The sequence below is a fragment of the Luteibacter sp. HAY1-4A genome (assembly GCF_056755355.1).
In genome coordinates this window covers 25,599-51,711 of sequence record NZ_JBNDHZ010000034.1, presented here as the reverse complement: position 1 = coordinate 51,711, position 26,113 = coordinate 25,599, and the positions used below count along the sequence as shown (strand labels likewise).

Below are 26,113 nucleotides of genomic sequence, written 5' to 3'. Positions count from 1 at the left end.
CTCGGCGGCGGCCTCCTTCTTATTAACCTTGTACTTATTACCTGCGGAGGTGCGGGCTGAGGGCAAGTGTCCAGGTGATAAGAAGCGAAACCTGAAGACTCCCAAAGAACCCCGCACCCGGTAACGGATGCGGGGTTTTTTATTGCCCGGCCCGCCTCATTCACGAGCGGAGCCAGACATGAATCCAGCAAACCAGGGCAGCACCGACGCCGTCGACAGCGACGTAGGCGGCCGCGTGCGCATCTTCGACACCACCTTGCGCGACGGCGAGCAGGCCCCCGGCTTCTCGATGGACCGGCGTGCCAAGCTGCGCATGGCGCACGCCCTGGAGGAACTCGGCGTCGACATCATCGAGGCCGGCTTCCCGCAAGCCTCTCCGGACGATTTCGCCGCCGTGGCGGAGATCGCGAGGACACTGAAAGCCCCCACGATCGCCGCACTGGCCCGATGTCAGGATGCCGACATCGACAGTGCGGGCAAGGCGCTGCAAGGCGCCAGGCATTCACGGATACACCTGTTCCTCTCTACCTCCCCCCTGCACCGCGAGCACAAGCTCGGTAAGAGCCGGCAGGAAGTCATCGACATGGCCGCCGCGGCCATCCGGCGCGCCAGGGCCCTCGTCCACGAAGTCGAGTTCTCCGCCGAAGACGCCCTCCGCACCGAACCCGACTTCCTCGCCGAAGTCTTCTCCGTCGCCGTCGAAGCCGGCGCCAGCGTGCTCAACGCTCCCGACACCGTCGGCTACGTCACCCCCTCCGAAATCCACGCCATGTTCACCTACCTGCGCGAGCACGTACGCGGGGCGGACAAGGTCGTGTTCTCGGCCCACTGCCACGACGACCTCGGCATGGCCGTCGCCAACAGCCTGGCGGCCATTTCCGCCGGCGCGCGGCAGGTGGAATGCACCATCAACGGCATCGGGGAGCGCGCGGGCAACGCGGCGCTGGAGGAAGTGGTCATGGCGCTGCATACGCGCCGGCCGCTGTTCGGCGTGGATACCGGCATCGTCACCGAGCGCCTGTTCCCCACATCGCGTCTCCTCGCCGAGGTCACCGGACAGCCGGTGCCGCGCAACAAGGCCATCGTGGGCGACAACGCCTTCGCGCACGAATCCGGCATCCACCAGCACGGCATGCTGAAGCACCGCGGCACCTACGAAATCATGCGGCCGCAGGACGTCGGCGCGAAAACCTCGCTGGTGCTGGGCAAGCACTCCGGCCGCCATGCGCTGCGCCAGCGCCTCGAGGAACTCGAATTCGAGATCGACGAGACCACGCTCGACGCCGTCTTCGAGAGCTTCAAGAACCTTACAGACAGGCAGCGCTCGATCACCAACGATGATCTCGTCGCGCTGATGGACAAGCACCAGAACCCCCACCAGACCGCCGCCGTCGCGGTCGAGTCCTGAAGGAGCACCCATGGAAGCCCCGACCCATCTCTGGCACAACGGCCGTATCAAGGCCTGGGCCGACGCCACCGTCCACGTGGGCGCGCATGCGCTGCACTATGGCTCCTCCGTGTTCGAAGGCGTGCGGGTGTATGCCACGCCCGACGGCCCGCGCTATTTCCGCCTGGAGGAACACACCGAGCGCCTGTTCCACTCGGCGCGGGTCTACGACCTGTCGATGCCTTACGACGCCGCGACGATCAACCGCGCATGCCGTGAAGTCATCGTCGCCAACGGCCTGAAGTCCGCGTACGTCCGCCCGATCGTGTTCCGCAGCGGCTTCACCTTCAGCCTCGCACCGTCGCTCGACACGGCGGTGGACGTCGCCGTCATCGCCCTGCCCTGGGGTGCCTACCATGGCGCCGATGCCATCGAGAAAGGCGTCGACGTCTGCGTGTCGTCGTGGAACCGCGCGGCACCGAACACCTATCCCAGCGGTGCAAAAGCGGGCGGCAACTACCTCAATAGCCAGCTGATCGCACGCGAAGCCGTGAACGGCGGCTACGCCGAGGGCATCGCCCTGGGCACCGACGGCCTGCTGAGCGAGGGCGCGGGGGAAAACCTGTTCATCGTGCGCAAGGGCGTGATCTACACACCCCCCGCTGCTTCGGCCATCCTCTGCGGCATCACCCGCGACACCGTGCTCACGCTGGCGCGCGAACGCGGCTACGACGTCGTGGAGCAGTCCCTGCCGCGCGAGATGCTGTACTTCGCGGACGAAGTCTTCATGACGGGTACGGCGGCGGAGGTCACCGCCGTGCGCTCCGTGGATCGCAAGCCGGTCGGCAGCGGGCACCCCGGCCCCGTCACGAAACAGTTGCAGCAGGACTTCTTCGGCCTGTTCGACGGCCGCACGGAAGATCGCTGGGGCTGGCTCACGCCCGTCGAGGAAGCCACCGCCGGGAGGGCCGCCGCATGACGCCGCGCACCCTGTTCGACAAGTTGTGGGATGCGCACCAGGTCACGGCGGAAACGGACAGCACGCCGGGCGTGTTGTACATCGACCTGCACATGGTGCACGAGGTCACGTCGCCGCAGGCGTTCGACGAACTGCGCGCCCGCGGCCTGAAGGTACGCCGCCCCGACCGCACGCTGGCCACGCTCGATCATTCCACGCCCACGCTGCCGCCGGATGCGCAGGGCAAGCGCCCGTACTACACGAAGGAAGCCGAAGCGCAGGTGGCCCGGCTTGAAGCGAACGTGCGCGAGTTCGGCATCGACCTCATGGGCTGGGACAGCCCGCAGCGCGGCATCGTGCACGTGGCGGGCCCGGAAGTCGGCGCCACGCAGCCGGGCATGACCATCGTCTGCGGCGACAGCCATACGGCCACGCACGGCGCATTCGGTGCGCTGGCCTTCGGCATCGGCACCACGGAGGTCGGCCATGTGCTGGCCACGCAATGCCTGCTCCAGCGCAAGCCGAAGTCGTTCGCCATCCACGTCGACGGCGCGTTGCAGCCCGGCGTTACCGCGAAGGACCTGATCCTGCACATCATCGGCACGATCGGCATCGGTGGCGGCACCGGCCACGTGCTCGAGTACACCGGCGAGGCCATCCGCGCCATGTCGATGGAAGAGCGCATGACGGTGTGCAACATGTCGATCGAGGCAGGCGCACGCGCCGGACTCATCGCGCCCGACGACACCACCTTCGCGTGGCTGGCCGGGCGCGAGCGCGTACCCAAGGGCGAGGCATGGGACCGTGCCGTGGCCCACTGGCGCACGCTCCCCACCGACGAAGGCGCCACGTACGACAAGGAAGTGCGCATCGACGCCTCCGCGATCCAGCCGTCGGTCACCTACGGCACCCATCCGGGCATGGTCGTGTCCATCCATGCCCCGGTGCCCGCCGCGGCCGATGCCGTGGAACAGCGTGCGCTCGACTACATGAAGGTCACCGCCGGCAAGCCGATCGCCGGCGAAGCGGTGGACGTCGTCTTCATCGGCAGCTGCACCAATGGCCGCCTCTCCGACCTGCGCGCCGCGGCCGGCATCCTGCGCGGCCGGCGTGTCGCCGTGGGCGTGCGCATGCTCGTGGTGCCGGGCTCGGAGCAGGTGCGCCGCGATGCCGAGCGCGAAGGCCTGCACGAGATCTTCCGCGCGGCCGGTGCCGAGTGGCGCGAGCCAGGTTGCTCGATGTGCATCGCCATGAACGGCGACCTTGCCCAGCCGGGCCAGCTCGTGGTCGCCACCAGTAACCGCAACTTCGAAGGCCGCCAGGGCAAGGGCGCACGCACCGTGCTCGCCAGCCCCCTCGTCGCCGCCGCCTCGGCCGTCGCCGGCCGCGTGGCCGATCCCCGCGAATACATGACCCAGGAAGCCGCCGCATGAGCACCACCAGCCGTCCGCTCGCCTACGTGCACTCACGCACGGCGGTGCTGCGCAACGAGAACATCGACACCGACCGGATCATTCCGGCCCGGTTCCTCACCACCACCGAGCGCACCGGCCTCGGCAAGCACTGCTTCGAGGACTGGCGCTACGCCGCCGACGGCAGCGACGACCCGGCGTTCCCGCTCAACCAGCCGCAGGCGCGTGGTTGCAGCATCCTCGTGGCGGGCCACAACTTCGGCTGCGGTTCGTCGCGCGAGCATGCCCCCTGGGCCCTGCTCGATTACGGCATCCGCGCGGTCATCTCCAGCGAGATCGCGGACATCTTCCGCGGCAATGCCCTGAAGAACGGCCTGGTCGCCATCGTGGTGAGCGAGGCCGAGCATCGCTGGCTGCTGGACAACCCGGGCGTGGAACTGCGCATCGACATCGCCGAAGGCACCATCCGCCTTCCCGATGGCGGCGTGGTCCGCTTCGACCTCGACGCCTTCTCGCGCCATTGCCTGCTCAACGGGGTCGACCAGTTGGGCTTCCTCCTGCAACAGGAGGCCGACATCGCGGCCTACGAGCAGCGGACGGAGGAAGCGGCATGAAAGCTTCGATCGTCGTACTCCCCGGTGACGGCATCGGCCCGGAGGTCGCCTCCGCCGGCGTCGCGGTACTGCGCGAGGTCGCGCAGCGTTTCGGCCATGATTTCACCTTCACCGAGCACGCCATCGGTGGCGACGCCATCGACCGCTTCGGCGATCCGTTGCCGCCGGCCACTCGCGAAGCCCTTCTCGCTGCGGACGCCGTGCTGCTCGGCGCGGTGGGCGGCCCGAAGTGGTCCGACCCGAATGCGACGGTGCGCCCGGAACAAGGCCTGCTGGCGATGCGGAAGCTGCTCGGCGTGTTCGCCAACGTGCGCCCGTTGAAGCTGCATCCGCGCACCGCCGCCCTGTCGCCGTTGAAGGCGGAGCGCACGAAGGGGGTGGATCTCGTCTTCATCCGCGAACTCACGGGCGGCATCTATTTCGGCGCGAAGACGCGCAGCGACACGGATGCCACCGACGAGTGCCGCTACAGCGTGGAAGAAGTGGAGCGCGTGCTCCGCCATGCCTTCGACCTGGCCCGCACGCGGCGCCGCAAGGTCACCTCGGTGGACAAGGCCAACGTACTCGAAACCTCGCGCCTGTGGCGCTCGGTCGCCACGCGCGTCGCGGCGGATTATCCGGACGTCGAACTGGAACACCAGCTCGTCGACTCCATGGCGATGCACCTGCTCACGCGCCCCGCCGACTACGACGTGATCGTCACCGAGAACATGTTCGGCGACATCCTCACCGACGAGGCCTCGGTGCTGGCCGGTTCACTCGGACTGTCGCCTTCCGCGTCCATCGGCGGTCCGGGCGCGGGCGTGTACGAACCCATCCATGGCTCGGCCCCCGACATCGCCGGGCAGGCGCTCGCGAACCCGCTGGGCACCATCCTTTCGGCGGCCATGCTCCTGCGCCATTCGCTCGGCCTGAGCGAGGAAGCCGCGGTGGTGGAAGCCGCCGTCGACCACGTGCTGGAGCACGCCAACCTCACGCGCGACCTGGGCGGCAGCGCTACCACGCATGCCGTCACCCGCGCCGTCCTCGATGCCTGTGCCGCCAAAGCGGAGGCCGCATGAACACCAAGAAGATCCCCATCCGCACGCTGCGCAGCGATGCGATCAAGACCGGACCCGATCGCGCACCGGCACGCGCGATGTTGCGCGCCACAGGCCTCGACGACGAGGCCATCGCCCGGCCGATGGTCGCCATCGTGCATAGCTGGTCGAACGTGTCGCCGTGCAACCTCAACCTGCGCGAGCTCGCGGAAGCCGCTGCCGACGGCGTACGCGCCGCAGGCGGTACGCCGGTGGAGTTCAACACCATCGCCGTGACCGACGGCATCGCCATGGGTACGCCGGGCATGCGGTCCTCGCTGGTCAGCCGCGAACTGATCGCGGATTCCATCGAACTTGCGGTCGACGGCCACTGCCTCGACGCGATGGTGGTGCTGTGCGGCTGCGACAAGACCATCCCGGCCGCCGCGATGGCGCTGGCCCGGCTGAACATCCCGGGCGTCGCGCTGTATGGCGGCAGCATCGCGCACGGCAGCCGCAACGGCTGCCCGATCACCGTGCAGGAGGTGTTCGAGGCCGTGGGTGCGCACGGTGCCGGCAAGATCGACGATGCCGAACTCGACGACGTCGAACGCCACGCCTGCCCGGGCGCGGGTGCCTGCGGCGGCCAGTTCACGGCCAACACCATGGCGATGGTGCTGACCACACTGGGCCTCACGCCGGTCGGTCTCAACGATATCCCCGCCACCGATCCCGCGAAACGCGATGCGGCGTTCCGCTGCGGCGAACTCGCCATGGCATGCCTGGAAGCCAACCGGCGTCCCCGCGACGTCATGACTCGTGCCGCGTTCGACAACGCCGCGCGCATGGTCGCTGCCACGGCTGGCTCCACCAACGCCGTGCTGCACCTGCTGGCCATTGCCAACGAAGCACGCGTTCCATTGTCCATCGAGGATTTCGAACCCGCTTCCGCCCGCACGCCGGTCATCGCCGACCTGAAGCCGGGCGGCCGTTTCAGCGCGGTGGAACTCACCGCCGCCGGCGGTACGGCCGTCGTGGCCCGTGAGTTGCGCGAGGCCGGTTTGATCGCCGACACGCAGACGGTGACGGGCCGCAGCCTCTTCGCCGAACTCGATGCCGCGCCTGCCGCGACCGAAGGCCAGCAGGTCGTTCGTCCCGTCGCCCATCCGTTCAAGCCACGCGGCGGCTACAGCATCCTCTACGGCAACCTCTCGCCCGAGGGTTGCATCCTCAAGCTCGCAGGCCATGGCCGCATCAGCCATGCCGGGCCGGCGCGTGTGTTCGAAAGCGAGGAAGACGCGTTCGCCGCCGTGCAGGCCGGCCGCATCCGTGCGGGCGACGTCATGGTCATTCGCAACGAAGGCCCGGCCGGCGGGCCGGGCATGCGCGAGATGCTGGCCGTCACGGCCGCGCTCGTCGGCCGCGGCCTCGGCGACAGCGTGGCACTCATCACCGACGGGCGTTTCAGCGGAGCCACGCATGGCTTCATGGTGGGCCATGTCGCACCCGAAGCCGCGCGCGGCGGCCCCATCGGCCTCCTGCGCGAGGGCGATGCCGTGTTCATCGACGCCGCCACGCGCGAATTGCGCACCGACGCCGACCTTGCGTCACGCCGCGCGGCCTGGCGGCCGGCAGCGCCGAAGGTCACGCGCGGCGTGCTCGCCAAGTACGCCCGCCTCGTGGGTTCCGCGGCGGAGGGCGCGGTCACGCAGGCCTTCGACGACGCACCCGCCGTCTCGACGCGAACACGCCGCGAATTCGAAGACGCCGACCTCACCCAGGAGTTGATCGGCAACTGATTCCCGCACACCACCCGTTCCTTGCCCGACCCATCCGAGGAGTACCACCGTGACCGATACCCAAGCCACCACCGCCCCGTTGCAGAACGCCCGTATCGCCGTGCTCGGCTACGGCAGCCAGGGCCGCGCCCATGCGCTCAACCTGAAGGATTCCGGCCTCGACGTCGTGGTCGGGCTGCGCCCGGGCGGCCCCTCGTGGCGCCGCGCCTACCTCGACGGCTTCGCCGTCGCCGAACCGGCCGATGCCGTGCGCGGCGCCGATCTCGTCGCGGTGCTCACGCCGGACATGACCCAGCCCGGCATCTACAAGGACGCCATCGAAGCCAACATGAAGCCGGGCGCCACCCTGCTGTTCGCCCACGGTTTCAACGTGCACTTCGGCCAGATCCAGCCGCGCGCCGACATCGACGTCGTGCTCGTGGCACCGAAGGGACCGGGTGCGCTCGTGCGCCGCGAGTACGAGATCGGTCGCGGCGTGCCCTGCCTGTACGCCGTGCACCAGGACACCACGGGCAAGGCGACCGAACGTGCCACCGCCTATGCGGCCGGCATCGGCGGCGCGCGCGCCATGCTGATCGAAACCGACTTCAAGGAAGAGACCGAGACCGATCTCTTCGGTGAACAGGCCGTGCTGTGCGGCGGTGCGTCGGAACTGGTCATCAAGGGCTTCGAGACGCTCGTGGAAGCGGGCTACCGTCCGGAGATCGCGTACTACGAAGTGATGCACGAGCTGAAGCTCATCGTCGACCTCTTCTACGAGGGCGGCATCGCGCGCATGCTCGAGTTCATTTCCGAAACGGCGCAGTACGGCGACTACACCCGCGGCCCGCGCATCGTCGACGAGGGCACCAAGGAGCGCATGAAGGCGGTGCTCAAGGAAATCCAGGACGGCACCTTCGCGCGCGAGTGGACGGCCGAATACAACGCCGGCCTGCCGAACTACAAGGCGTACAAGCAGCGCGACCTCGAACATCCGATCGAGAAGGTGGGCGCGAAGCTGCGTGCGCGCATGCCCTGGCTCGCCGCGAACCAGCCGAAACCGGCGGTGGAGCCCGTCAAGGCGGATTGAACCGTACGAGCAACGAAGTGGGTGGCAGCCGACAGGGTCGGCTCCCACCAACGACCTGCCACGAAGGAAAACGACATACCGTGAACGCCCAACTGGACACCGTCGGCGACATTCGCCCGCATTCGCACCATCCCCTGGCCGGCCAGTCCCTGACTGGTGCCGACATCGTCGTGCAGGTACTCGCCGACGAAGGCCTCGACGTCCTCTTCGGTTACTCCGGCGGCGCCATCCTTCCCGTGTATGACGCCGTTTTCCGCTACAACGGCGCGCATGCGCGCGACGACGGCAGCGAACCCATGCCGATGATCGTTCCCGCCAACGAGCAAGGCGCATGCTTCATGGCCGCCGGTTACGCGCGTGCGTCGGGGCGGGTGGGCGTGGCGCTGGTCACGTCCGGTCCGGGCGCCACCAACGCCGTGACACCCGTGCGCGATTGCATGGCCGACTCCATTCCGCTGGTCGTGGTCTGCGGGCAGGTGCCCACGGCCGCGATCGGCACCGACGCGTTCCAGGAGGCCCCGATCAGCACGATCATGGGGTCCTGCGCGAAGCACGTGTTCCTCGTCACCGATCCGTCCACGCTCGAAGCCACCCTTCGCACCGCGTTCCACATCGCCCGCAGCGGACGCCCGGGGCCCGTGGTCATCGACATTCCCAAGGACGTGCAGAACGCCCTGTCCGTCTTCCACGGCAGCCACGAGCTGCCCGTGCGCGGCTATCGTTCGCGGCTGCACGCCGTGGAGTCGGCGACCATTCCCGACGCCGAGTGCGCACGCTTCTTCGAACTGCTCGGCCGCGCCAGGCGTCCTTTGATCTACGCCGGTGGCGGCGTGATTTCCGCGGGTGCGGGTGAGGCCCTACGCGACTTCGCGCACGAACATGGCGTTCCCATCGTCACCACCTTGATGGGCATCGGCGGGTTCGACACCACCGATCCCCTGGCGCTGGACATGCTCGGCATGCACGGCGCGGCCTATGCCAACTACGCCATGGACGACTGCGATTTCGTGCTTGCCCTGGGTGCGCGTTTCGACGACCGGGTGGTCGGCGTCCCGGCGAAGTTCGCGCCGCATGCACGCGCTATCGCCCAGATCGATATCGACCCGGCGGAAATCGGCAAGGTGAAGGCTGTGGACTGGCACCACGTGGGCACGCTGGACCAGTCGCTGGAGCGCCTGACCGCTTATGGAAGGGCCATGGGCATTCGCGGCGATTACGCGCCGTGGCACGCGCACGTGGCCGCTCTCAAGGATCATCACGCGATGGATTTCTGCCGCGACGGTACGAGCATTCACCCCTGCGCGGTCATCGAGGCCATCAACCGCATCACCGATGGACGAGCCGTGATCACCACGGGTGTCGGGCAGCACCAGATGTGGGCGGCGCAGTACTTCGATTTCCGCGAGCCCCGCCTCTGGCTCACGTCCGGCGCCATGGGCACGATGGGCTTCGGCCTGCCGGCGGCGATCGGTGCGCAGTTCGCCCGCCCCGACCGCATCGTCATCGACGTGGACGGCGACGCCAGCATCCGCATGAACATCGGCGAGCTGGAAACGGTCACCACGTACAACCTGCCGGTAAAGGTGGTGGTGCTGAACAACAGCGGCGACGGCATGGTGCGCCAGTGGCAGAAGCTGTTCTTCAAGGGACGCTTCTCGGCGTCGGACAAGAGCCTGCACAAGAAGGATTTCGTGCGCGCCGCGCAGGCGGATGGATTCGCATGGGCCCGCCGCCTGGACGATCCCGCCGAGATCGACGCCGTCGTTGCCGACTTCCTGGCGTTCGAGGGCCCTGCGTTCCTCGAAGTGGTGATCGACCCCGACGCGGGCGTCTACCCGATGGTGGGACCCGGCGCGACCTACGCGGAAATGATCACCGGCGACTGGATACCCAGCCGCGAGCGGCCCGTCGTGCGGACCGCCGAACCGACGGGAATGTTCTGACGATGCGCCATCTGATCTCCATGCTGTTGCAGAACGAAGCCGGCGCGCTGGCCCGCGTGGCCGGCCTGTTCGCCTCGCGCGGCTACAACATCGAATCGCTGCTTGTCGCTCCGACGCGGGATGCCGACGTATCGCGGCTCACGCTGGTGGTCGATGTCGACGATGCCGCCGTGGAGCAGATCGTGAAGCAGTCGGCGAAGCTCGTCGACGTGATCGATATCGCCGACCTCGGCGGCAGCGATGCGACGGCGCAAGCCCTGCTCGCCGCTTTCCAGGCGGCGCTGCAGATTGCCGACGAGATCGTGGACCGCGTGCGGAGTCGGGCCGTCTACCAGACCTTGTAGACCTGCCCTGTCTGCCGGCCTTCGATCGAACGGGAGAAGGCCAGCGCCGCACGCGCCACCGGCACCGGTTCGAAACCGCGAAAGAACGGGCCGTAGCTCGCCATCGATTCCACGAACACGTTGGGGCTTACGGCGTTGATGCGAATACCGCGCGGCAGCTCGATGGCCGCCGCGCGCACGAAGGCCTCCACGGCACCGTTCACGAGGCTGGCGCAGGCACCGGCGACGATAGGCTGTTCGGTGAGGATGCCGGTGATCAGGGTGAAGGAACCGCCGTCGCGCAGTCGTGGCGTGCCCGCCCGCACCAGGCGAACCTGGCCCATGAGCTTGTCCTGCACGCCTTCGAGGTATTTCGCTTCGTCGAGGTCGGCCAGCGGCGCGAACGGCACCTTGCCCGCCGTGCAGACGACCGCGTCGAGGTCGCCCACGTCGCGGAACATCGCCTCGACGCTGGCGGTATCGCGCAGGTCGACGCGCACGTCGCCATGCGAACGCCCAGCGCGGACGATCTCATGGCGTGTGCCGAGTTCCTCGGCCACGGCCCGGCCCAGCGTGCCGCCGGCACCGATGATCAGGATCTTCATGATCGCTTTCCTTGTGGTTGCAGCCGATGAGGGTACGACGCCCGGCATGAACAGGGCGCGGCGCAGGCACTCCGCCCTTCCCGGCTCACCGGAGCTTTACGGCGCGTACCCGGCTGCTTCACCCCGCCGTGCCTAGGTTGAACTCCTCCCCGGAAAAACAGCGGAGCCCCCATGCCGTACACACCCACCAATCCGCAACCGCCCTTCGCCGAGCCCGGCAAGAACCGTCCCGAAGACGAGATCCGCCAACCCGGCCACTACAAGCCCGAGCGCGACGCCGATCCCGAACCGCCGGTGGACGACGACCCCATCGAACCGCTGGAACCCTAGCATCCGGGCGGGGCAGCAGCGCCGCCCCGCACCGTCGTCGATGCCGCGACCGCTGGGCTAGACTTCGCGGATGAGTCCCACCTCCCGCAAATCTCCCTCGCGCCGCAAGCATCCGTCGGCCAGCCGCAAGCCCGCCGCAACCCCGGCTGTCGCACGCCCAGCCGACGCCTCGACCACAGCCGAGCGCGTACTCGCCTTCCTGCTCAAAGGCCTGCCACCAGCAAGGCGCGAAAAAATCCATGCCTACCTGGTGCTCACGCGCATGGATCGTCCCATCGGCGCCTTGCTGCTCATGTGGCCGACCTGGTGGGCGCTTTGGCTCGCCGCCAAGGACTTTCCGCCCGTCGGACCGCTGGTGATCTTCACCCTCGGCGTGTTCGCCATGCGCTCCGCCGGTTGCGCCATCAACGACTACGCCGACCGGAACCTCGATCCGCAAGTGACCCGCACGGCAGGCCGGCCGATAGCGAGCGGCAGGGTCAGCCCGCGCGAGGCCCTTTACGTCTTCGCTGCCCTGCTCGCCTTCTCGTACGTGCTGGTGCTGTTCACCAACCGGCTCACCATCCTGCTGTCGTTCGCGGGCGCGGCGCTCGCGGCCTTGTATCCCTTCAGCAAGCGCTACACGAACCTGCCGCAAGTGGTGCTCGGTGCAGCGTTCGGCTGGTCGATACCGATGGCTTTCGCCGCGGTCACCAACACGGTGCCGCCGCTGGCGTGGCTGCTGTTCATCGGCAATATCCTCTGGTCGGTGATCTACGACACCGAATACGCGATGGTCGATCGCGAGGAAGACCTCAAGGCCGGCGCCAAGTCCACGGCCATCCTCTTCGCCGACGCCGACCTCGTCATCATCGGCGTGCTCATGGGCACCTTCCTGCTGACCATGCTGCTGGTGGGCACGCGCGCCGCGCTCGAATGGCCCTATTGGATCGCGCTGGCGGTGGCCACGGGCCTCTTTGCCTACCAGCAGTGGATCATGCGCGACCGGGAGCGCGCGGCGTGCCTCGCCGCCTTCCGCCACAACAACTGGGTGGGATTGGCCCTCTGGCTCGGTATCGTGATCGCGCTCGCCCTATGACCGTGATCACGCCGTGAGCCATCGATGACCATTTGTCTCGATTGAAATAGGGCCGTCATGAAAATTCAGCGATCCCGTCATCGCTGACGCATAAGTTCCTACGGGTCGCGGACCCACGGAGTGGCCGCGGGCCGCCGCAACATGCGCGGTCCGGGGGGAGGGTTCGCGCAGTCCCTTTCCCCGGAAGACAACCAACATGCGTAACACCCTCCTCTGCCGCGCCGTGCGCACGGCGCTCTTCGGCGCGTTCGTCATTTCCGCCGCGGCCCACGCCCAGGACAGCAATCCCGAGAAGAAGGCCACGGACCTCGACAACGTCGTCGTCACCGCGCGTTCGGGCGTCGAGAGCCGCACCAAGGCGGAAACGAGTTACTCCATCACCACGATCGACGAGGACCGCCTCCGCATGCAGGCGCCGACGAGCGTCACCGAGGCAGTGAAATCGGTACCCGGATTCTGGGTGGAGTCCTCGGGCGGCGAGGCATCGGGCAACATCCGTGCGCGCGGCATTCCCGTGGATGGCTACGGCTCGGTCACGCTGCTCGAAGACGGCATTCCCGTACAGCACGACCCCGCGCTCGGCTACCTCAATGCCGACCAGGCATTCCGCCTGGACGAGACGATCGAGCGTGTCGAAGTGGTCCGAGGCGGCCCGTCGTCGGTGTTCTATTCCAACGCGCCGGCCGGCGCGATCAACTTCATCCCCCGCAAGGTCGGCGACACGCCGGAAGGCCTGGTGAAGTACACCGTGGGCAATTACTCGCTGAACCGCCTGGACTTCTGGTACGGCACGCCCGTGGGCGGCGGCTGGAAGCTTGGGGTCGGCGGCTTCTGGCGTGTGGACGACGGCATTCGCCGGCCGCAGTTCCACGCCGACGACGGCGGCCAGCTGCGTGCCACGCTGTCCAAGGAACTCGAACACGGCGACATCAGCTTCGACGTGAAGCACATGGACGACAAGGTGGCGCTCTACCTCGGCATTCCGATGCGCACCAACGCCAGCGGCGACATCCGCCCGGTGCCGGGCTTCAACGGCAACTACGGCACGCTCGCCGGCCCGGACACCGAGCACGTACTGATGCGCGAGGGTGACGGCAGCCTGTACAACTTCGACAACGACGAAGGCACCCACGTGAAGCGCACGCAGGTGTCGTTCAAGTTCGACCACGATCTCGGCGCCGACTGGAAGCTGGCCGAATCGATGCGTTACAGCACCACGGATACACAGCGCAACGGCGTATTCCCGAACGCCTTGCAAAGCGCCAGCTCGTTCATCGCCCAGGACACCAAGCGTCTTTCCGCCATCGCCGGCGCCACCGGCCTGCAGTTCCGTTACGTGGACAACCCTTCGCAGGTGTTCAACGTGGCCAACCAGAACGGCAATGGCCTGGTGGTGACCGAAGGCCTGCGCGGCGTGACGATGCCGGTGAACGAGTTCATCAACGACACGCGCGTGCTGCGCAAGTTCGAGTTCGGCGACCAGAGCCACGACGTGACGTTCGGTTACTACCACGCAAACTTCAACCAGGACTTCAGCCGTTATTCGTCGACGATGCTGACCGATGCCACCAACAACGCCCGCGCGCTCGACCTGGTGGGCGTGGATGCGAACGGCAACGTGCTGGGCTCGCTTACCGATCACGGCATCTACCGTTACGGCTACGAGTGGGAACACGCCAGCGGCAAGTCCAACACCAACGCCTTCTACGCGTCCGACGAATGGCAGGTGACGCCGGAACTCCGCATCGACGGCGGTCTCCGCTACGAGAAGGTCAACGTGGAGGGCTTCACCGAGGGCAAGCAGACGGTGGACCTGGGCGGTTCGCCGGCGGCGGCCACCGTGCTCACGGGCAACGGCGTGCTGACCCACTACGATCAGTCGTTCGACAAGACGGGCTGGACGCTCGGCGCGAACTGGCAGTTCTCGCCCCCCCAGGGCCTGTTCGCACGCTGGACCTCGGCCTTCCGCCTGCCGAACCTCAGCACGTACATCACCAACCCGACGGCCACGCCGCTGCTGCAGACCATGGACCTGGCCGAAGCCGGTTGGAAGTACAGCGACCGTTTCGTGGACCTGTATGCGACCGCCTTCTACACCAAGTACGACAACGTCAGCTTCACCAACAACGTTTTCGACCGGAACGGCAACACGTCCACGCCGCAGACGGGCTTCGCCACCACGAAGACCTACGGCCTGGAACTCGAGGGCACGCTCTATCCCACGAAGTGGTTCGACGTGCAGTTCAACGCCACGCTGCAGGATCCGAAGTACAAGGGTCTGAGCTACACCGATGTGGTGGCGAATGCGCCCGTGTTGCGCGACTACGACGACAACCAGCTCATCCGCGTGCCCAAGGTCAGCTACCGCATCGTGCCAGGCGTGAACCTGCTGGACGGCCGCCTGCGCCTGCAGGTGTCGTACGAACACGAAGGCAAGCGCTACGTCGACACCGCGAACTCGGTGGTACTGCCGTCGTATCACGTGGTCGGCGCCAGCGCCCGCTACGATGCCACGCAGCAGCTGTCGCTGTTCCTCTATGCCGACAACATCACGAACTCGCTGGGCCTCACGGAGGGCAACCCGCGCGCCGGCGAACTGGCGAGTTCCGATGCGGGTGCCAACACGTTCATCGCCCGCCCGCTGCTCGGCCGTTCGTTCCGTCTCGCCGCGATGTACCGTTTCTGATGCGCGCGCTGCTCGGCTTCGTGCTCGCGTTCTTCGCCGCCACAGCCATGGCGGCGGAGCGGGCGCCGGACCTGGTCCTCCGGGGCCAGCTCACCGGCGCCGATCAGCACACGTATCGGGAAATCCCGTTCGACGTGCCGAAGGGCACGTCGCGGATTACCGTGGACGTCGATTACACGGGGCACGAGGATAAGACCGTGATCGACCTCGGCCTGCTGGGCCCGGGATCGTTCGAGGCACAGGACGGCTTTCGCGGCTGGAGCGGCGGCAGCAAGCACCGCTTCACGGTGTCCGCCACGGATGCCACCGCTTCGTTCCTCCCGGGGGCCATCCAGCCAGGCCGGTGGCGCCTGCTCTTCGGCATACCGAACATCCGCCCCGCCTCGCATGCCACGTACACGGCAAAGGTGTGGTTCTCGCGCGATGACGAGGGCTTCGGACCGGAGCATGGCCTGACGGCACCGCTCGCCACGGAAGCGCGCTGGTATCGCGGCGACCTGCACATGCACTCGGCGCACAGCGACGGCGGCTGCCTGAACCTGTCGAAGACGACCAGGGTGCCTTGCCCACTGTTCTTCACCGTGGCATCGGCGGCGAAGCGCGGCCTGGACTTCATCGCCCTGTCCGACCACAACACCATGTCGCAGGTGTCTGAGCTGCGCGAGCTGCAACCGTACTTCGACACGATGCTGCTGATTCCCGCGCGCGAGATCACCACGTTCGAAGGCCACGCCAACCTGTTCGGCGTGTCCCGCACCGTGGACTTCCGCTTAGGAAGCAAGGACGTGCCGGACTGGAACGCCTTGCTCGCCGATGTCGCCCGCGCGCACGGGGTCATTTCGATCAACCATCCGAATCGCCCGAACGACGAAACCTGCATGGGATGCGGGTTCACGCCACGTAAGCCGGTGGACATGCACGGGTTCCAGGCGATCGAGGCGGTCAACGGCACAGACACCACACGCCCCGACACCGGCATTCCGTTCTGGGAGAAGCAATTGAACGCGGGCCTGCGCATTACGGCCATCGGCGGCAGCGACAGTCACATTGGCACGGACGATCCGCGCGACGCCTTCGCCGGCACGATCGGTACCCCAACGACCGTGGTGCATGCCGACGAGCTATCCATGGAGGGCATCCTCGACGGCATTCGTGCGGGGCATGTGTTCGTGGATATCGAAGGGACGCGCGATCGTACGCTCGATGTCGCCGCCAGTGCGGATGGGGCACGTGCGGGCATGGGCGATGCAATCCGCGTACCGGACGGTGCGGCGCTGCACGTGGACGTGCGCACGGCCGCGGTGACGGGCCAGCTTGTTGCCGTATTAGTGGACGGAAGGTCGCTGGATTCCGCCGGCAAGCTCATCCCTTCGAACGGCGAGGTTTCGTTCGACTGGACCGGCGATGGCAAGCCGCACTGGCTACGCGTAGACGTGCGCTCGCCGCAGGGTAAGCTGCTGATCCTCGGCAATCCTGTCTACGTCAATCACTGAGGCTCCGATTTCCCGGCAATGGCGTACGCGCCAACGCCCACACATCCACACGCTCCACCCCCGCTGCAAGCAACACCCGCGCACACTCCGCCAGCGTCGCACCCGTCGTCATCACATCGTCGACGATCGCCACATGCTTCTGCATCGGCACGCGCTTCACGGCGAATGCCGCACGCACGTTCGTCGCGCGTGCGGCCGCATCCAGTTCGGTCTGCGCGCCGGTCGCTCGCGCACGGCCCAGCACATCGTGCGCCAGCGGCAACCCGAAGCGCCGCGCCAGCGGCCGCGCCAACTCCAGCGCCTGGTTGTACCCGCGCTTACGCAGCCGGCTGATATGCAACGGCACCGGCACCAGCAAGTCGGGCATCAGCGGCGGAAGCCCGGACGCCAGCCAGCACGCGGAGAGCACGCGCCCCGCAGCGAGGCCACCGGAGAACTTAAAGCGACTTTCGAGAATGTCGAGCGGCCACGTGTAAACGAAAGGAATCCAGACGTCATGCCAGGGCGGCGGCACGCGTTGGCATTGTCCGCAAAGTGGCGTTGCCGCCGGGATGGGAAGCGCGCAACGTCCGCAACACGCGACGTTCCGGACGAGGGCATGCCGGCAACCATCGCAAAGCTCGAGACTGCCGCTGCCGGGTCCGTTGCAGACGAGGCAGCGCGGCGGCAGCACGAAACGTCCCGCCGCAGCCAGCCATCCTTTGAAGAAGGACGCATCCATGCGTCGGCAGCGGCCTCAGTCGCGCCGGTACATCGCCGCGTCGACGATCGACCAGAGGTGGATGATCCACCCCAGCCAGATCACCCAAAGCACCGCGGCGAGCACGAACATGAGCAATGCCTTGAACACGCGGCCCTGCACCAGCTGGCCCAGGCCGGGGATGAAGAAACTACAGATCGCGGCAAGCACATTGCCGGTACTGCCTTGTCCGTCGCTCATGCACGCACCTCCTCGGGGATCACGCATCCATCCTACGGCAGGCGATGGCGAAGCAATGTAAACCTGCATGACCTCGTTAAGGTTGACAGCGGACCGACGGCTTTCCACACTTCCCGCCTTCGTCCCGGGAAACCCACCATGACCGCAGCCCTTCGCCACGACTGGTCCCGCGAGGAGGTCGAGCGCCTTTTCGCCTTGCCCTTCAACGACCTGCTTTTCCAGGCCCAGACCGTCCACCGGCAGTACCACGATCCGAACGCCGTGCAGGTCTCGACCCTGCTCTCGATCAAGACCGGCGGCTGTCCCGAGGATTGCGCCTACTGTCCGCAGGCGGCGCGCTACGCCACAGGAGTGAAGGCCGAGAAGCTGATGAGCGTGGAGGCGGTGCTCGCCAGGGCCCAGGCCGCCAAGGATGCGGGGGCCAGCCGCTTCTGCATGGGTGCCGCATGGCGTTCGCCGAAAGACCGCGACGTGGCGAAAGTGGCGGAGATCGTCAGCGCCGTGAAATCGCTGGGCCTGCAGACCTGCGCCACGCTGGGCATGCTCAGCCAACCGCAGGCCGACACGCTGAAGGCGGCCGGCCTGGACTTCTACAACCACAACCTGGACACGTCGCCGGACTTCTACGGCGAGATCATCCACACGCGCGAATACCAGGACCGGCTGGACACGCTGGAGCACGTGCGCGAGGCCGGCCTTAAGACCTGCTGCGGCGGCATCGTGGGCATGGGCGAGTCGCGCGCCCAGCGCGCGGGGCTGCTCGCCACGCTGGCCAACCTGCCGGAGCATCCGGAATCGGTGCCCATCAATCGGCTGGTACAGGTAGCGGGAACGCCGCTCGCCGGCACCGAGGCGCTCGACCCGTTCGAGTTCGTGCGCAGCATCGCCGTGGCGCGCATCCTCATGCCCGCCTCGGTGGTGCGCCTTTCGGCGGGCCGCGAAACGATGGACGACGCCTTGCAGGCGCTGTGCTTCGCCGCCGGCGCCAACTCGATCTTCTATGGTGAAAAGCTGCTCACCACGGGCAACCCCGATGTGGAGCACGACCGCCGCCTGTTCGAGCGGCTCGGCCTGAAGCCGATGGAAGTGGAGATCGAACCCGGTACCGTGCACGCCGACATCGTGGAGCCGGCCGAGGCGTGAACCGGCCGGATCTCCTCGCCCGCCTGGAAAGCGCGCGCGCCGCGCGGGAACAGGCGGGACTGCTGCGGCGCGCACGCACCTGCGACGTCCTTGGAGGACGCCGCTTCGTACATGGCCGCGCTCTCGTGGATTTCTGCGGCAACGATTACCTGGGCCTCGCGGGACATCGCGACCTCGTCGCGGCGCTTTCGCGCACCGCGGCGGCCGAAGGCGTGGGCACGGGTGCGGCGCACCTGGTGTCCGGGCACCGGGGCGAGCACGAGGCGCTCGAGGAAGAACTGGCAGAGTGGACCGGGCGCGAACGCGCATTGCTGTTTTCCACCGGCGTCATGGCGAACCTCGGCGCGATGCAGGCGCTGCTCGGTGCCGGAACGATGCCGGTGCCAGGCCGCGCCTCGTCACTTTGCGTACAGGACAAGTTGAACCACGCGAGCCTGATCGACGGCGCACAACTGGCCGGCGCGGAACTGCGTCGCTACCCGCATGCGGACGCGGAGGGCGCGGCCCGACAACTCGACGCACAGACCGGACTGCCCGCCATGGTCGCCACCGACGGCGTGTTCAGCATGGATGGCGACGTCGCACCGCTCCCGGCCCTGGCCGAGGCCTGCCGCACGCGCGGCGCCCTTCTTTATGTGGACGACGCGCACGGCCTGGGCGTGCACGGGGTACAGGGCGCGGGCTCAGTGAGCGCGGCAGGCCTCGGCTCGGACGATGTTCCCGTGCTGATGGGCACCTTGGGCAAGGCGCTGGGTTGCGCGGGCGCTTTTGTGGCGGGCGACGCCGCGGTGATCGAGGCCATCGCTCAGTTCGCGCGTACGTACGTCTACACCACGGCCATGCCGGCCGCGCTGGCGGCGGCCACGCGCGCCGCCGTGCGCCTGGTCCGCTTCGACCGCGAAGGGCGGCGGGACAAGCTGGCGGCGAACATTGCCCGCTTCCGCACCGGGGCCGCCCAGCTAGGGCTTCCGCTCATGCCGTCCAGCACCGCGATCCAGCCCCTGCCGATGGGCACGTCCGCCGCAGCCATCGACGCCGCCGCGGCCCTGGAGGCGGCCGGCTTCCTGGTCGTCGCGATCCGCCCGCCCACGGTTCCCCAGGGCGGCGCACGGCTCCGCATCACGCTCTCTGCCCTGCACACGCCGGACCGGATCGACGCCCTGCTGGACGCCCTCGCGCGCCTGCCCCGCCCCGTGGAAAGCGCGGTCGTATAATGGACGGTCGCATTTCCCCGGACCGGCCATGACGATCCTCAATATCTCCGCGTACAAGTTCGTCGGTCTCGACGATCTCGAGGGCCTGCGGGCGCGGATCGTCGAGCGTTGCGAGGGACTTTCCCTGAAGGGCACGGTGCTGCTCGCGCCGGAAGGCATCAACCTGTTCCTCGCCGCCCCACGCGAGCCTGTGGAGACCTTCCTCGCCTGGCTGCGCCAGGACACGCGCTTCGCCGACCTCGTACCCAAGGAAAGCCTTTCCGACGAGCTGCCGTTCGCCCGCATGCGCGTGCGCCTGAAGAAGGAAATCATCACCATGCGGGCGCCGACCATACGGCCCGCCCAGGGCCGTGCGCCGCACGTGTTGCCGACCGACCTGCGGCGCTGGCTCGACCAGGGCCACGACGATGCCGGACGACCCGTGGTGCTGCTCGATACCCGCAACGACTACGAAGTGGCCGCGGGCACGTTCGAGAACACGGTCGACTACCGGCTTTCCAGCTTCACCGGCTTTCCCGCCGCCGTCGCCGCGGATCGCCAGCGCTTCGAGGGCAAGACGGTGGTGTCGTTCTGCACGGGTGGCATCCGCTGCGAAAAAGCCGCGATCCACATGCGCGAGATCGGCATCGAGAACGTGTTCCAGCTGGAAGGCGGCATCCTCAAGTATTTCGAGGAAGTGGGTGGGGCGCACTGGCGCGGCGACTGCTTCGTCTTCGACGGCCGCGGCGCGCTCGATCCCACGCTCGCACCGAGCGACGCGGCATGAGCGGCCTGCACATCGAGTCGCGTGGCCACGGCCCGGTGCCGCTGGTGATGGTCCACGGCTGGGCCATGCACGGCGGCATCCTCGCGCCGCTGGTCGAGGCCCTGGCGGATCGCTGCACGATGTACGTGGTCGACCTGCCCGGACATGGTTACTCCTGCCATGCGGACATCCCGCTCGAACCGCTGGCTTGCGCACGCGCCATCGCCGAAGCGACACCGCCCGCGGTGTGGCTCGGGTGGTCGCTCGGCGGTCTCGTCGCCATGACGGCCGCGCTCGACCTGCCGGATGCCGTGCGCGCCGTCGTTCCGATGTGCGCCACGCCGCGTTTCGTGCGCGGTGACGACTGGCCGTACGGAAACGACGCCGCCATGGTGCGCCAGCTCGCCGCGGACCTGGAGGCGGACTACAAGGCCACGGTGGAGCGCTTCATCGCGCTCGAAGCCATGGGCAGCGCGGACCCGCGGGCCGAGGCGCGGCGCCTGAAGGAGGAAGCGTTCTCCCGCGGCGAACCCGATCCCCGCGTGCTGATGGAGGGCATCCGCCTTCTCGAAACCGCCGACCTTCGCTCGCGGCTTCCGGACATTCGCCAGCCCAGCCTCTGGATGGCCGGGCGCCGCGATCGCATCGTGCATCCGGAGGCGATGCGCTGGTCCGCCGGCGCGGCGCGCGGCCAGTTCGAAGAAATCGCGCATGCCGGGCATGCTCCCTTTATCGGACACGCCACCGTCGTGGCGGACGTCCTGAACAGGTTCATCGACACACTCCCATGAGCGACTTCCATTTCGACCGACGCCAGGTCCGCCGCAACTTCGGTCGCGCCGCGGGCACCTACGAAAAGCACGACGCGCTACAGCGCGAAGTGCAATCGACGCTCGTCGACAGGCTCGACATCTACGAGCAGGAACCGCAGGTGGTGCTCGACGTCGGCGCCGGTACGGGCCGCGGCAGCGCCGCGCTGAAGAAGCGCTATCCGAAGGCGCAGGTCATCGCCATGGACCTCGCGCTCCCGATGCTGAGGCAAGCGAAACATCATGCCGGGTGGTTGAAGCCCTTCGCGCGCGTGGCCGCCGACGCCTACACCCTTCCCGTACCCGACCATAGCGTGGATGTGCTTTTCTCGAACCTCTGCTTCCAGTGGTGCGAAGACCTTCCCCGCCTGTTCGCCGAATGCGCCCGCGTGCTCAAACCGGGCGGCCTGCTCACGTTCTCCACCTTCGGGCCGGACACGCTGAAGGAACTGCGCGCCGCCTGGGCGGAAGCGGACCAGCAGGCACACGTGGCCCGTTTCCTCGACATGCACGACGTGGGCGACGCGATGCTGGCCCAGGGCCTGAAGGATCCCGTACTGTTCGCCGAGCGCTATACGCTGACGTATCCGACGCCACGCGCACTGCTCGACGAACTGAAGGGCCTGGGAGCGAACAACGCGGACGCCGACCGCCCACGCGGACTCACCGGCAAGACACACTACCGCCGCATGCTCGACGCTTATGAGGCCATGCGCAGCGACGGCGTGATTCCGTCGACGTGGGAAGTGGTGACCGCGCACGCCTGGGGTCCGCCGGCCGGCCAGTCGCGCCGCGAAGGCAGCGGGGAAATCGCGAGCTTTCCGATCGAGAACCTGCGCGGGTCGCGGCGCAAGACGCCGTTCTGAGGTTCGTGTGCGAGCCGCTTCAGCGGCGAGGGCGCCCACGGAAAGCTGATCCGCTGACGCGGGATCGCCGGCGTAACCGGCTCCCACCGTTCGTCACAGCTTTTCTATCAGGGCGTGGGCGTCGCGCGGCGCCTTCACCTTCATGTCGTTGTCGAAATACACGTAGACGTCGCGAGAGGCGCGTTTTGGCGGTGCCGTCCTGCTGATACGAGGATCCTTGGCCGGCTGCGCCCCGCGCCGCCAGGCACGTATACGCCGCGCCCAGTCGCGCAGCGCCTCATCGCTGTAGCCGCTGGCATAGAGCTGCTTGTCGCCGTGCAAACGGACATACACGAAGGGCGCGGTTACGTCGAAGTAGCGGGGAAACTTGCCTGCCGTATCCGCGACCACGAACGCCACGCCGTACTTGCGCAAGAGTGCGACGAAGGCGGGGTCCACGAAGCTCTCGTGACGAATCTCCACAGCGTGGCGCAGGCGATGATTTCGGCCCACCTCGAGGTAAGCCTTCCGCTTCAGGTGCGCATCGTGGCCGCGTCCCATCGCGGCCGCCGCCGTGGTCGTACGCGGAAGCATCGCGAGGAACGCCTCGAATACCTCGGCGTCGAAGCGGAAGTTCGGCGGGAATTGCCACAGCATGGGACCGAGCTTCTCGCGCAGTGCCAGTACGCCCGAGGCGAAGAAGTTGGCCATCGGCTTCTCGATGTCACGTAGACGCTTGTTGTGCGTGATGAAGCGCGGCCCCTTCACGGCGAACACGAAGCCACGCGGCGTATCCTCGTACCACGAAAGATAGCTCTCGGGCCGCTGCAATGAATAGAACGACCCGTTGAGTTCGATCGTCGGGAACTCACGCGAGGCAAAGGACAACTCGTCCTTCTGAACGAGGTCCTTCGGATAGAAGACGCCGCGCCAGGGACTGTAGCGCCAGCCGGATATGCCGATCCGTGTCGTTGCCATGGGCCTATGGCAACGCGGCGACGGTGCAGCCGCGGTGAAAGCGGCGTCAGCGACGACGGAAGCACTCGATGGCGTGGTCGTCGACCATCCCCGCGGACTGCATCATGGCGTAGCAGATGGCGGTACCCGCGAAACGGAAGCCCCGTTTGCGCAAGGCGGCGCTCATATGAGCGGACGCTTCGTCGAAGACGGGCACGGGATCGCTGTCGCGACGCGTATTCACTTTCGGCACGCCGCCGACGAAGGACCACAGGAAGGCGGACAGCGAGCCTTCGTCCTCGACGATGCGGGCCACGAGGCGCGCATTGCTGCGTATGGCCTCGATCTTCAACCGGTTGCGAATGACGGCGCGATCGGAAAGCACCGCCGCCAATTCGGCGTCGCTCATCGCCGCGACGGCGGCGATGTCGAACTCGTGGAACGCGCGGCGGAACGCGTCCCGCTTGGTAAGCACGATGCGCCAGGCCAGCCCGGCCTGTACACCTCGCAACGCCAGCCTCTCGAAGAGGAGACGGTCATCGTGGACGGGGACACCCCACTCGGTGTCGTGATAGACGCGTTCTGCGTCGCTCTGCTCGGCCCATGCGCAGCGCATAGCCACCTCGCGTACTTCCCTGAAGGATGATCGAGGTTACAGCTGGGTCTTCGTCGGCGGTGTCCGCTGGCAACGTGGCCTCATGTGCGCATGCGTGCGGCCGGTACACCGTAACGCGCTGTCATCCCGGTTGGGCGCCACCCACAGGCGCGTGTCACCACGGCAGGGCGTCCAGGTCCACGTTGCCGCCCGTGAGGATGGCGCCGACGCGGCGGCCGGCAAATACCCGCGGGTAGCGCAATGCGGCGGCCAGCACCGTGGCGCTCGACACCTCGACCACGATCCGCAGATCGCTCCATAGCAGCTTCATCGCGCTTATCGCCTCCGCGTCGCTTACGCGCAGCACCTTGACGCCGTGGTCGCGCAACGCGTGGAAATTCGGTTCGCCGATCAGGGTGCGCAGGCCGTCGCAGATCGTGTCGGCGACGAAGGGGCCGGCGCGCTCCCCGGCCTCGAGCGAACGCGCGGCGTCGTCGGCTCCTTCCGGCTCCGCGCCGAAGAGGGCGATGCCCGGATCGATGCCGTGCGCGGCGATGGAACACCCGGAAGCGAGCCCGCCGCCGCCCACTGGGAAAAGCACCGTGTCGAGGCCGGATACCTGGCGAAACAATTCGGGAACCAGCGTGCCCTGCCCTGCCATGACGCGCGCATCGGCATAAGGGTGCACCAGCGTCGCACCGGTGCTGGCTTGGATCTCGGCAGCCGCCGCCTCGCGCGCCGCGGTGGTCGGCGCACAGCGGTGCACGGTGGCGCCAGCGGCGACGATCGCATCGACCTTCGCCTTCACGGCGCCGTCCGGCACCACGACGTGCGCGGGAATGCCGCGCGTGCGCGCCGCCATCGCCAGCGCGTTGCCATGGTTGCCCGACGAATGCGTGACGACGCCCGCGGCAGCTTCCTCGTCGCTCAGCGACCACACCGCATTGGTGGCACCGCGGAACTTGAAAGCCCCGCCGCGTTGCAGGTTCTCGCATTTGAAGACGATGGACGTGCCGACGAGATCGTCGATACGGTCGCTGCGCAGTACCGGCGTTACCGTGGCGTACGGTGCGATGCGTGCCGCGGCGTCGCGAATCTCGGCGAAGCTGGGCAGGGGATTCACCTGTCGAACTCCACGCCGCAGACGAAGCGCTTTTCCTCTCCCGCTTGCATCGTGATGAGCGGCGTGCAGTCGTCGCGGTTGAACGCGTCCGCCATGCATTCCATCGGTTCGAGCGCTACCGACTTGCGTGCGTCGCGCTCGGCCGTGTCCGAGGTGAACACGAGCATGACGCCCTTCTCTTGCCACACGGCAATGCCGGAGCCGCTCTTCGGATCGCGCAGGCGCGTGCGGGCCCGGCCGTCCGCATCGAGCTGGAGGTCGGTGTAGGTGTTATTCAGGGCGAGATCGCCGATCGGCCGCGGCTTGCGGAAATCGAGGCTGGCGTCGGCCTTGTCCAACGCCTTCCACGCGCTTGTGCCGGGCAACGGAATGAAATCTTCGCCGGTGGCGATGACGGTGTCTGCCGGTACGTGGAGCTCCCATCCCTCGATGGGATTGTCGGAAAGGCGGAAATACGGATGCCACCCGAAGAAGGCAGGTGCGGCGTGGTCGCCGACGTTGCGCGTCTTGGCTTCCAACGTCAGGCCCTTGTCGTCGAGCGTGAAGGTGACCGCTACATCGAGCGCGAAGGGATAGCCAGGGTTTACCTCCGGACGGATCGCGCCGGTGGAGAGCGTGACCGTGGCGCGATCGTCATTGGCATGTTCCCGCTGGACGTCGAACGTCACGGCGCGCAGGAAGCCATGCCGGATCGCACGATCGGCTCCGACGGCACCCGGCTGCAAATCGTAGGACTTTCCTTCAAACGTGTAGCGCGCACCGTTCACCCGGTTGGCGAAGGGCGCCATGATCGCGAAGCGCGATCCCTTGTGGCCTAGCAGTTCCTTTTCGTCGCGGAAACCATCGGCGATGTCGCGACGTGCCTCCGGCGGGCAGGTGACAATCGAGAGCACGGTGGCGCCACGGCGGGCGATACGGACTTCGCGGTCCGCGTCCGCGTCGACGAGCACCACCAGTTCCTGGTCGCCCAGGGTCGAGCGCGTGACGGTGAAACGAGACATGGATGCCTTCCTTTTGACGGATTCG

24 protein-coding genes and 1 pseudogene are annotated in these 26,113 nt (G+C 67.5%); 18 read left to right on the top strand and 7 right to left on the bottom strand.

The genetic code is table 11. The features are described from left to right. Positions 1 to 178: 178 nt before the first annotated feature. From ACPYOD_RS12765 to ilvN, 9 genes and pseudogenes are all read left to right on the top strand, one after another. Positions 179 to 1,378, top strand: a pseudogene (locus tag ACPYOD_RS12765) (2-isopropylmalate synthase); the annotation flags it as partial. 40 nt (positions 1,379 to 1,418) lie between these two features. Beyond that, the gene (locus ACPYOD_RS12760) at positions 1,419 to 2,366 is read left to right on the top strand and encodes a branched-chain amino acid transaminase (RefSeq protein ID WP_481302103.1); all 948 of its coding nucleotides are present in this window, start codon (positions 1,419 to 1,421) and stop codon (positions 2,364 to 2,366) included. Then, positions 2,363 to 3,778, top strand: a complete 1,416-nt coding sequence (gene leuC, locus ACPYOD_RS12755) for a 3-isopropylmalate dehydratase large subunit (protein WP_481302102.1) — start codon at positions 2,363 to 2,365, stop codon at positions 3,776 to 3,778. Before ACPYOD_RS12760 ends, leuC begins: the two co-directional genes overlap by 4 nt. Next, positions 3,775 to 4,371, top strand: coding sequence for a 3-isopropylmalate dehydratase small subunit (gene leuD, locus ACPYOD_RS12750; RefSeq protein WP_481302101.1), 597 nt, complete (start codon positions 3,775 to 3,777; stop codon positions 4,369 to 4,371). The genes leuC and leuD overlap by 4 nt, the downstream gene beginning before the upstream one ends. After that, positions 4,368 to 5,432, top strand: a complete 1,065-nt coding sequence (gene leuB, locus ACPYOD_RS12745) for a 3-isopropylmalate dehydrogenase (RefSeq protein ID WP_481302100.1) — start codon at positions 4,368 to 4,370, stop codon at positions 5,430 to 5,432. Before leuD ends, leuB begins: the two co-directional genes overlap by 4 nt. Positions 5,433 to 5,458: 26 nt before the next feature. Further along, positions 5,459 to 7,189, top strand: a complete 1,731-nt coding sequence (gene ilvD, locus ACPYOD_RS12740) for a dihydroxy-acid dehydratase (protein WP_481302105.1) — start codon at positions 5,459 to 5,461, stop codon at positions 7,187 to 7,189. A gap of 49 nt (positions 7,190 to 7,238) precedes the next feature. Next, the gene (gene ilvC / locus ACPYOD_RS12735; RefSeq protein ID WP_481302099.1) at positions 7,239 to 8,258 is read left to right on the top strand and encodes a ketol-acid reductoisomerase; all 1,020 of its coding nucleotides are present in this window, start codon (positions 7,239 to 7,241) and stop codon (positions 8,256 to 8,258) included. Positions 8,259 to 8,338: 80 nt separating this feature from the next. Continuing rightward, positions 8,339 to 10,201: a biosynthetic-type acetolactate synthase large subunit gene (ilvB, locus tag ACPYOD_RS12730; RefSeq protein ID WP_481302098.1), complete on the top strand. Its 1,863-nt coding sequence runs from the start codon at positions 8,339 to 8,341 to the stop codon at positions 10,199 to 10,201. Positions 10,202 to 10,203: 2 nt separating this feature from the next. Beyond that, entirely contained in the window at positions 10,204 to 10,545 is a 342-nt protein-coding gene (gene ilvN, locus ACPYOD_RS12725) for an acetolactate synthase small subunit (protein ID WP_481302097.1), read from the top strand. Here the strand turns inward: ilvN and ACPYOD_RS12720 are convergent. Beyond that, positions 10,530 to 11,129, bottom strand: coding sequence for a short chain dehydrogenase (locus tag ACPYOD_RS12720; RefSeq protein ID WP_481302096.1), 600 nt, complete (start codon positions 11,127 to 11,129; stop codon positions 10,530 to 10,532). The two genes, ilvN and ACPYOD_RS12720, sit on opposite strands and share 16 nt — an antisense overlap. Positions 11,130 to 11,300: 171 nt before the next feature. Between ACPYOD_RS12720 and ACPYOD_RS12715 the strand changes: the two genes are divergently transcribed. The 4 genes from ACPYOD_RS12715 to ACPYOD_RS12700 all read left to right on the top strand — a co-directional run bounded on the left by ACPYOD_RS12715 (position 11,301) and on the right by ACPYOD_RS12700 (position 16,716). Further along, positions 11,301 to 11,459, top strand: coding sequence for a hypothetical protein (locus ACPYOD_RS12715; protein WP_481302095.1), 159 nt, complete (start codon positions 11,301 to 11,303; stop codon positions 11,457 to 11,459). 70 nt (positions 11,460 to 11,529) lie between these two features. Then, positions 11,530 to 12,537, top strand: coding sequence for a 4-hydroxybenzoate octaprenyltransferase (ubiA, locus tag ACPYOD_RS12710; RefSeq protein ID WP_481302094.1), 1,008 nt, complete (start codon positions 11,530 to 11,532; stop codon positions 12,535 to 12,537). A 196-nt stretch (positions 12,538 to 12,733) separates the two neighbouring features. Further along, complete coding sequence (locus ACPYOD_RS12705) at positions 12,734 to 15,223, top strand: TonB-dependent receptor (RefSeq protein ID WP_481302093.1); 2,490 nt, start codon at positions 12,734 to 12,736, stop codon at positions 15,221 to 15,223. Next, positions 15,223 to 16,716: a CehA/McbA family metallohydrolase gene (locus tag ACPYOD_RS12700; protein WP_481302092.1), complete on the top strand. Its 1,494-nt coding sequence runs from the start codon at positions 15,223 to 15,225 to the stop codon at positions 16,714 to 16,716. The genes ACPYOD_RS12705 and ACPYOD_RS12700 overlap by 1 nt, the downstream gene beginning before the upstream one ends. On the opposite strand, the gene ACPYOD_RS12695 is transcribed toward ACPYOD_RS12700, so the two are convergent. Beyond that, positions 16,706 to 17,437 carry a ComF family protein gene (locus ACPYOD_RS12695; protein ID WP_481302091.1) on the bottom strand — a complete coding sequence of 244 codons (732 nt, stop codon included), beginning with the start codon at positions 17,435 to 17,437 and terminating at the stop codon, positions 16,706 to 16,708. The genes ACPYOD_RS12700 and ACPYOD_RS12695 overlap by 11 nt on opposite strands. A gap of 15 nt (positions 17,438 to 17,452) precedes the next feature. Beyond that, on the bottom strand, positions 17,453 to 17,656 hold the full coding sequence (locus ACPYOD_RS12690; RefSeq protein WP_481302090.1) for a hypothetical protein: 204 nt from the start codon (positions 17,654 to 17,656) through the stop codon (positions 17,453 to 17,455). Positions 17,657 to 17,794: 138 nt separating this feature from the next. Between ACPYOD_RS12690 and bioB the strand changes: the two genes are divergently transcribed. The 5 genes from bioB to bioC are packed head-to-tail and all read left to right on the top strand — an operon-like array spanning position 17,795 to position 22,433. After that, positions 17,795 to 18,799 carry a biotin synthase BioB gene (gene bioB / locus ACPYOD_RS12685; RefSeq protein ID WP_481302089.1) on the top strand — a complete coding sequence of 335 codons (1,005 nt, stop codon included), beginning with the start codon at positions 17,795 to 17,797 and terminating at the stop codon, positions 18,797 to 18,799. Then, positions 18,796 to 20,013, top strand: coding sequence for an aminotransferase class I/II-fold pyridoxal phosphate-dependent enzyme (locus tag ACPYOD_RS12680; RefSeq protein ID WP_481302088.1), 1,218 nt, complete (start codon positions 18,796 to 18,798; stop codon positions 20,011 to 20,013). The genes bioB and ACPYOD_RS12680 overlap by 4 nt, the downstream gene beginning before the upstream one ends. A gap of 28 nt (positions 20,014 to 20,041) precedes the next feature. After that, positions 20,042 to 20,779, top strand: coding sequence for a sulfurtransferase (locus ACPYOD_RS12675; protein ID WP_481302087.1), 738 nt, complete (start codon positions 20,042 to 20,044; stop codon positions 20,777 to 20,779). Further along, positions 20,776 to 21,549 (top strand): pimeloyl-ACP methyl ester esterase BioH, encoded by a 774-nt coding sequence (gene bioH / locus ACPYOD_RS12670; RefSeq protein WP_481302086.1) that lies wholly within the window; start codon positions 20,776 to 20,778, stop codon positions 21,547 to 21,549. Before ACPYOD_RS12675 ends, bioH begins: the two co-directional genes overlap by 4 nt. Further along, on the top strand, positions 21,546 to 22,433 hold the full coding sequence (gene bioC, locus ACPYOD_RS12665; RefSeq protein WP_481302085.1) for a malonyl-ACP O-methyltransferase BioC: 888 nt from the start codon (positions 21,546 to 21,548) through the stop codon (positions 22,431 to 22,433). Before bioH ends, bioC begins: the two co-directional genes overlap by 4 nt. Before the next feature lie 93 nt (positions 22,434 to 22,526). On the opposite strand, the gene ACPYOD_RS12660 is transcribed toward bioC, so the two are convergent. From ACPYOD_RS12660 to ACPYOD_RS12645, 4 genes are all read right to left on the bottom strand, one after another. Beyond that, positions 22,527 to 23,390 carry a DUF72 domain-containing protein gene (locus ACPYOD_RS12660; RefSeq protein ID WP_481302084.1) on the bottom strand — a complete coding sequence of 288 codons (864 nt, stop codon included), beginning with the start codon at positions 23,388 to 23,390 and terminating at the stop codon, positions 22,527 to 22,529. Positions 23,391 to 23,436: 46 nt separating this feature from the next. Further along, on the bottom strand, positions 23,437 to 23,985 hold the full coding sequence (locus tag ACPYOD_RS12655) for a DNA-3-methyladenine glycosylase I (protein WP_481302083.1): 549 nt from the start codon (positions 23,983 to 23,985) through the stop codon (positions 23,437 to 23,439). Between the two features lie 154 nt (positions 23,986 to 24,139). Then, complete coding sequence (locus ACPYOD_RS12650) at positions 24,140 to 25,087, bottom strand: threonine ammonia-lyase (protein ID WP_481302082.1); 948 nt, start codon at positions 25,085 to 25,087, stop codon at positions 24,140 to 24,142. After that, positions 25,084 to 26,088, bottom strand: a complete 1,005-nt coding sequence (locus ACPYOD_RS12645) for an aldose epimerase family protein (RefSeq protein WP_481302081.1) — start codon at positions 26,086 to 26,088, stop codon at positions 25,084 to 25,086. The genes ACPYOD_RS12650 and ACPYOD_RS12645 overlap by 4 nt, the downstream gene beginning before the upstream one ends. Positions 26,089 to 26,113: the final 25 nt, after the last annotated feature.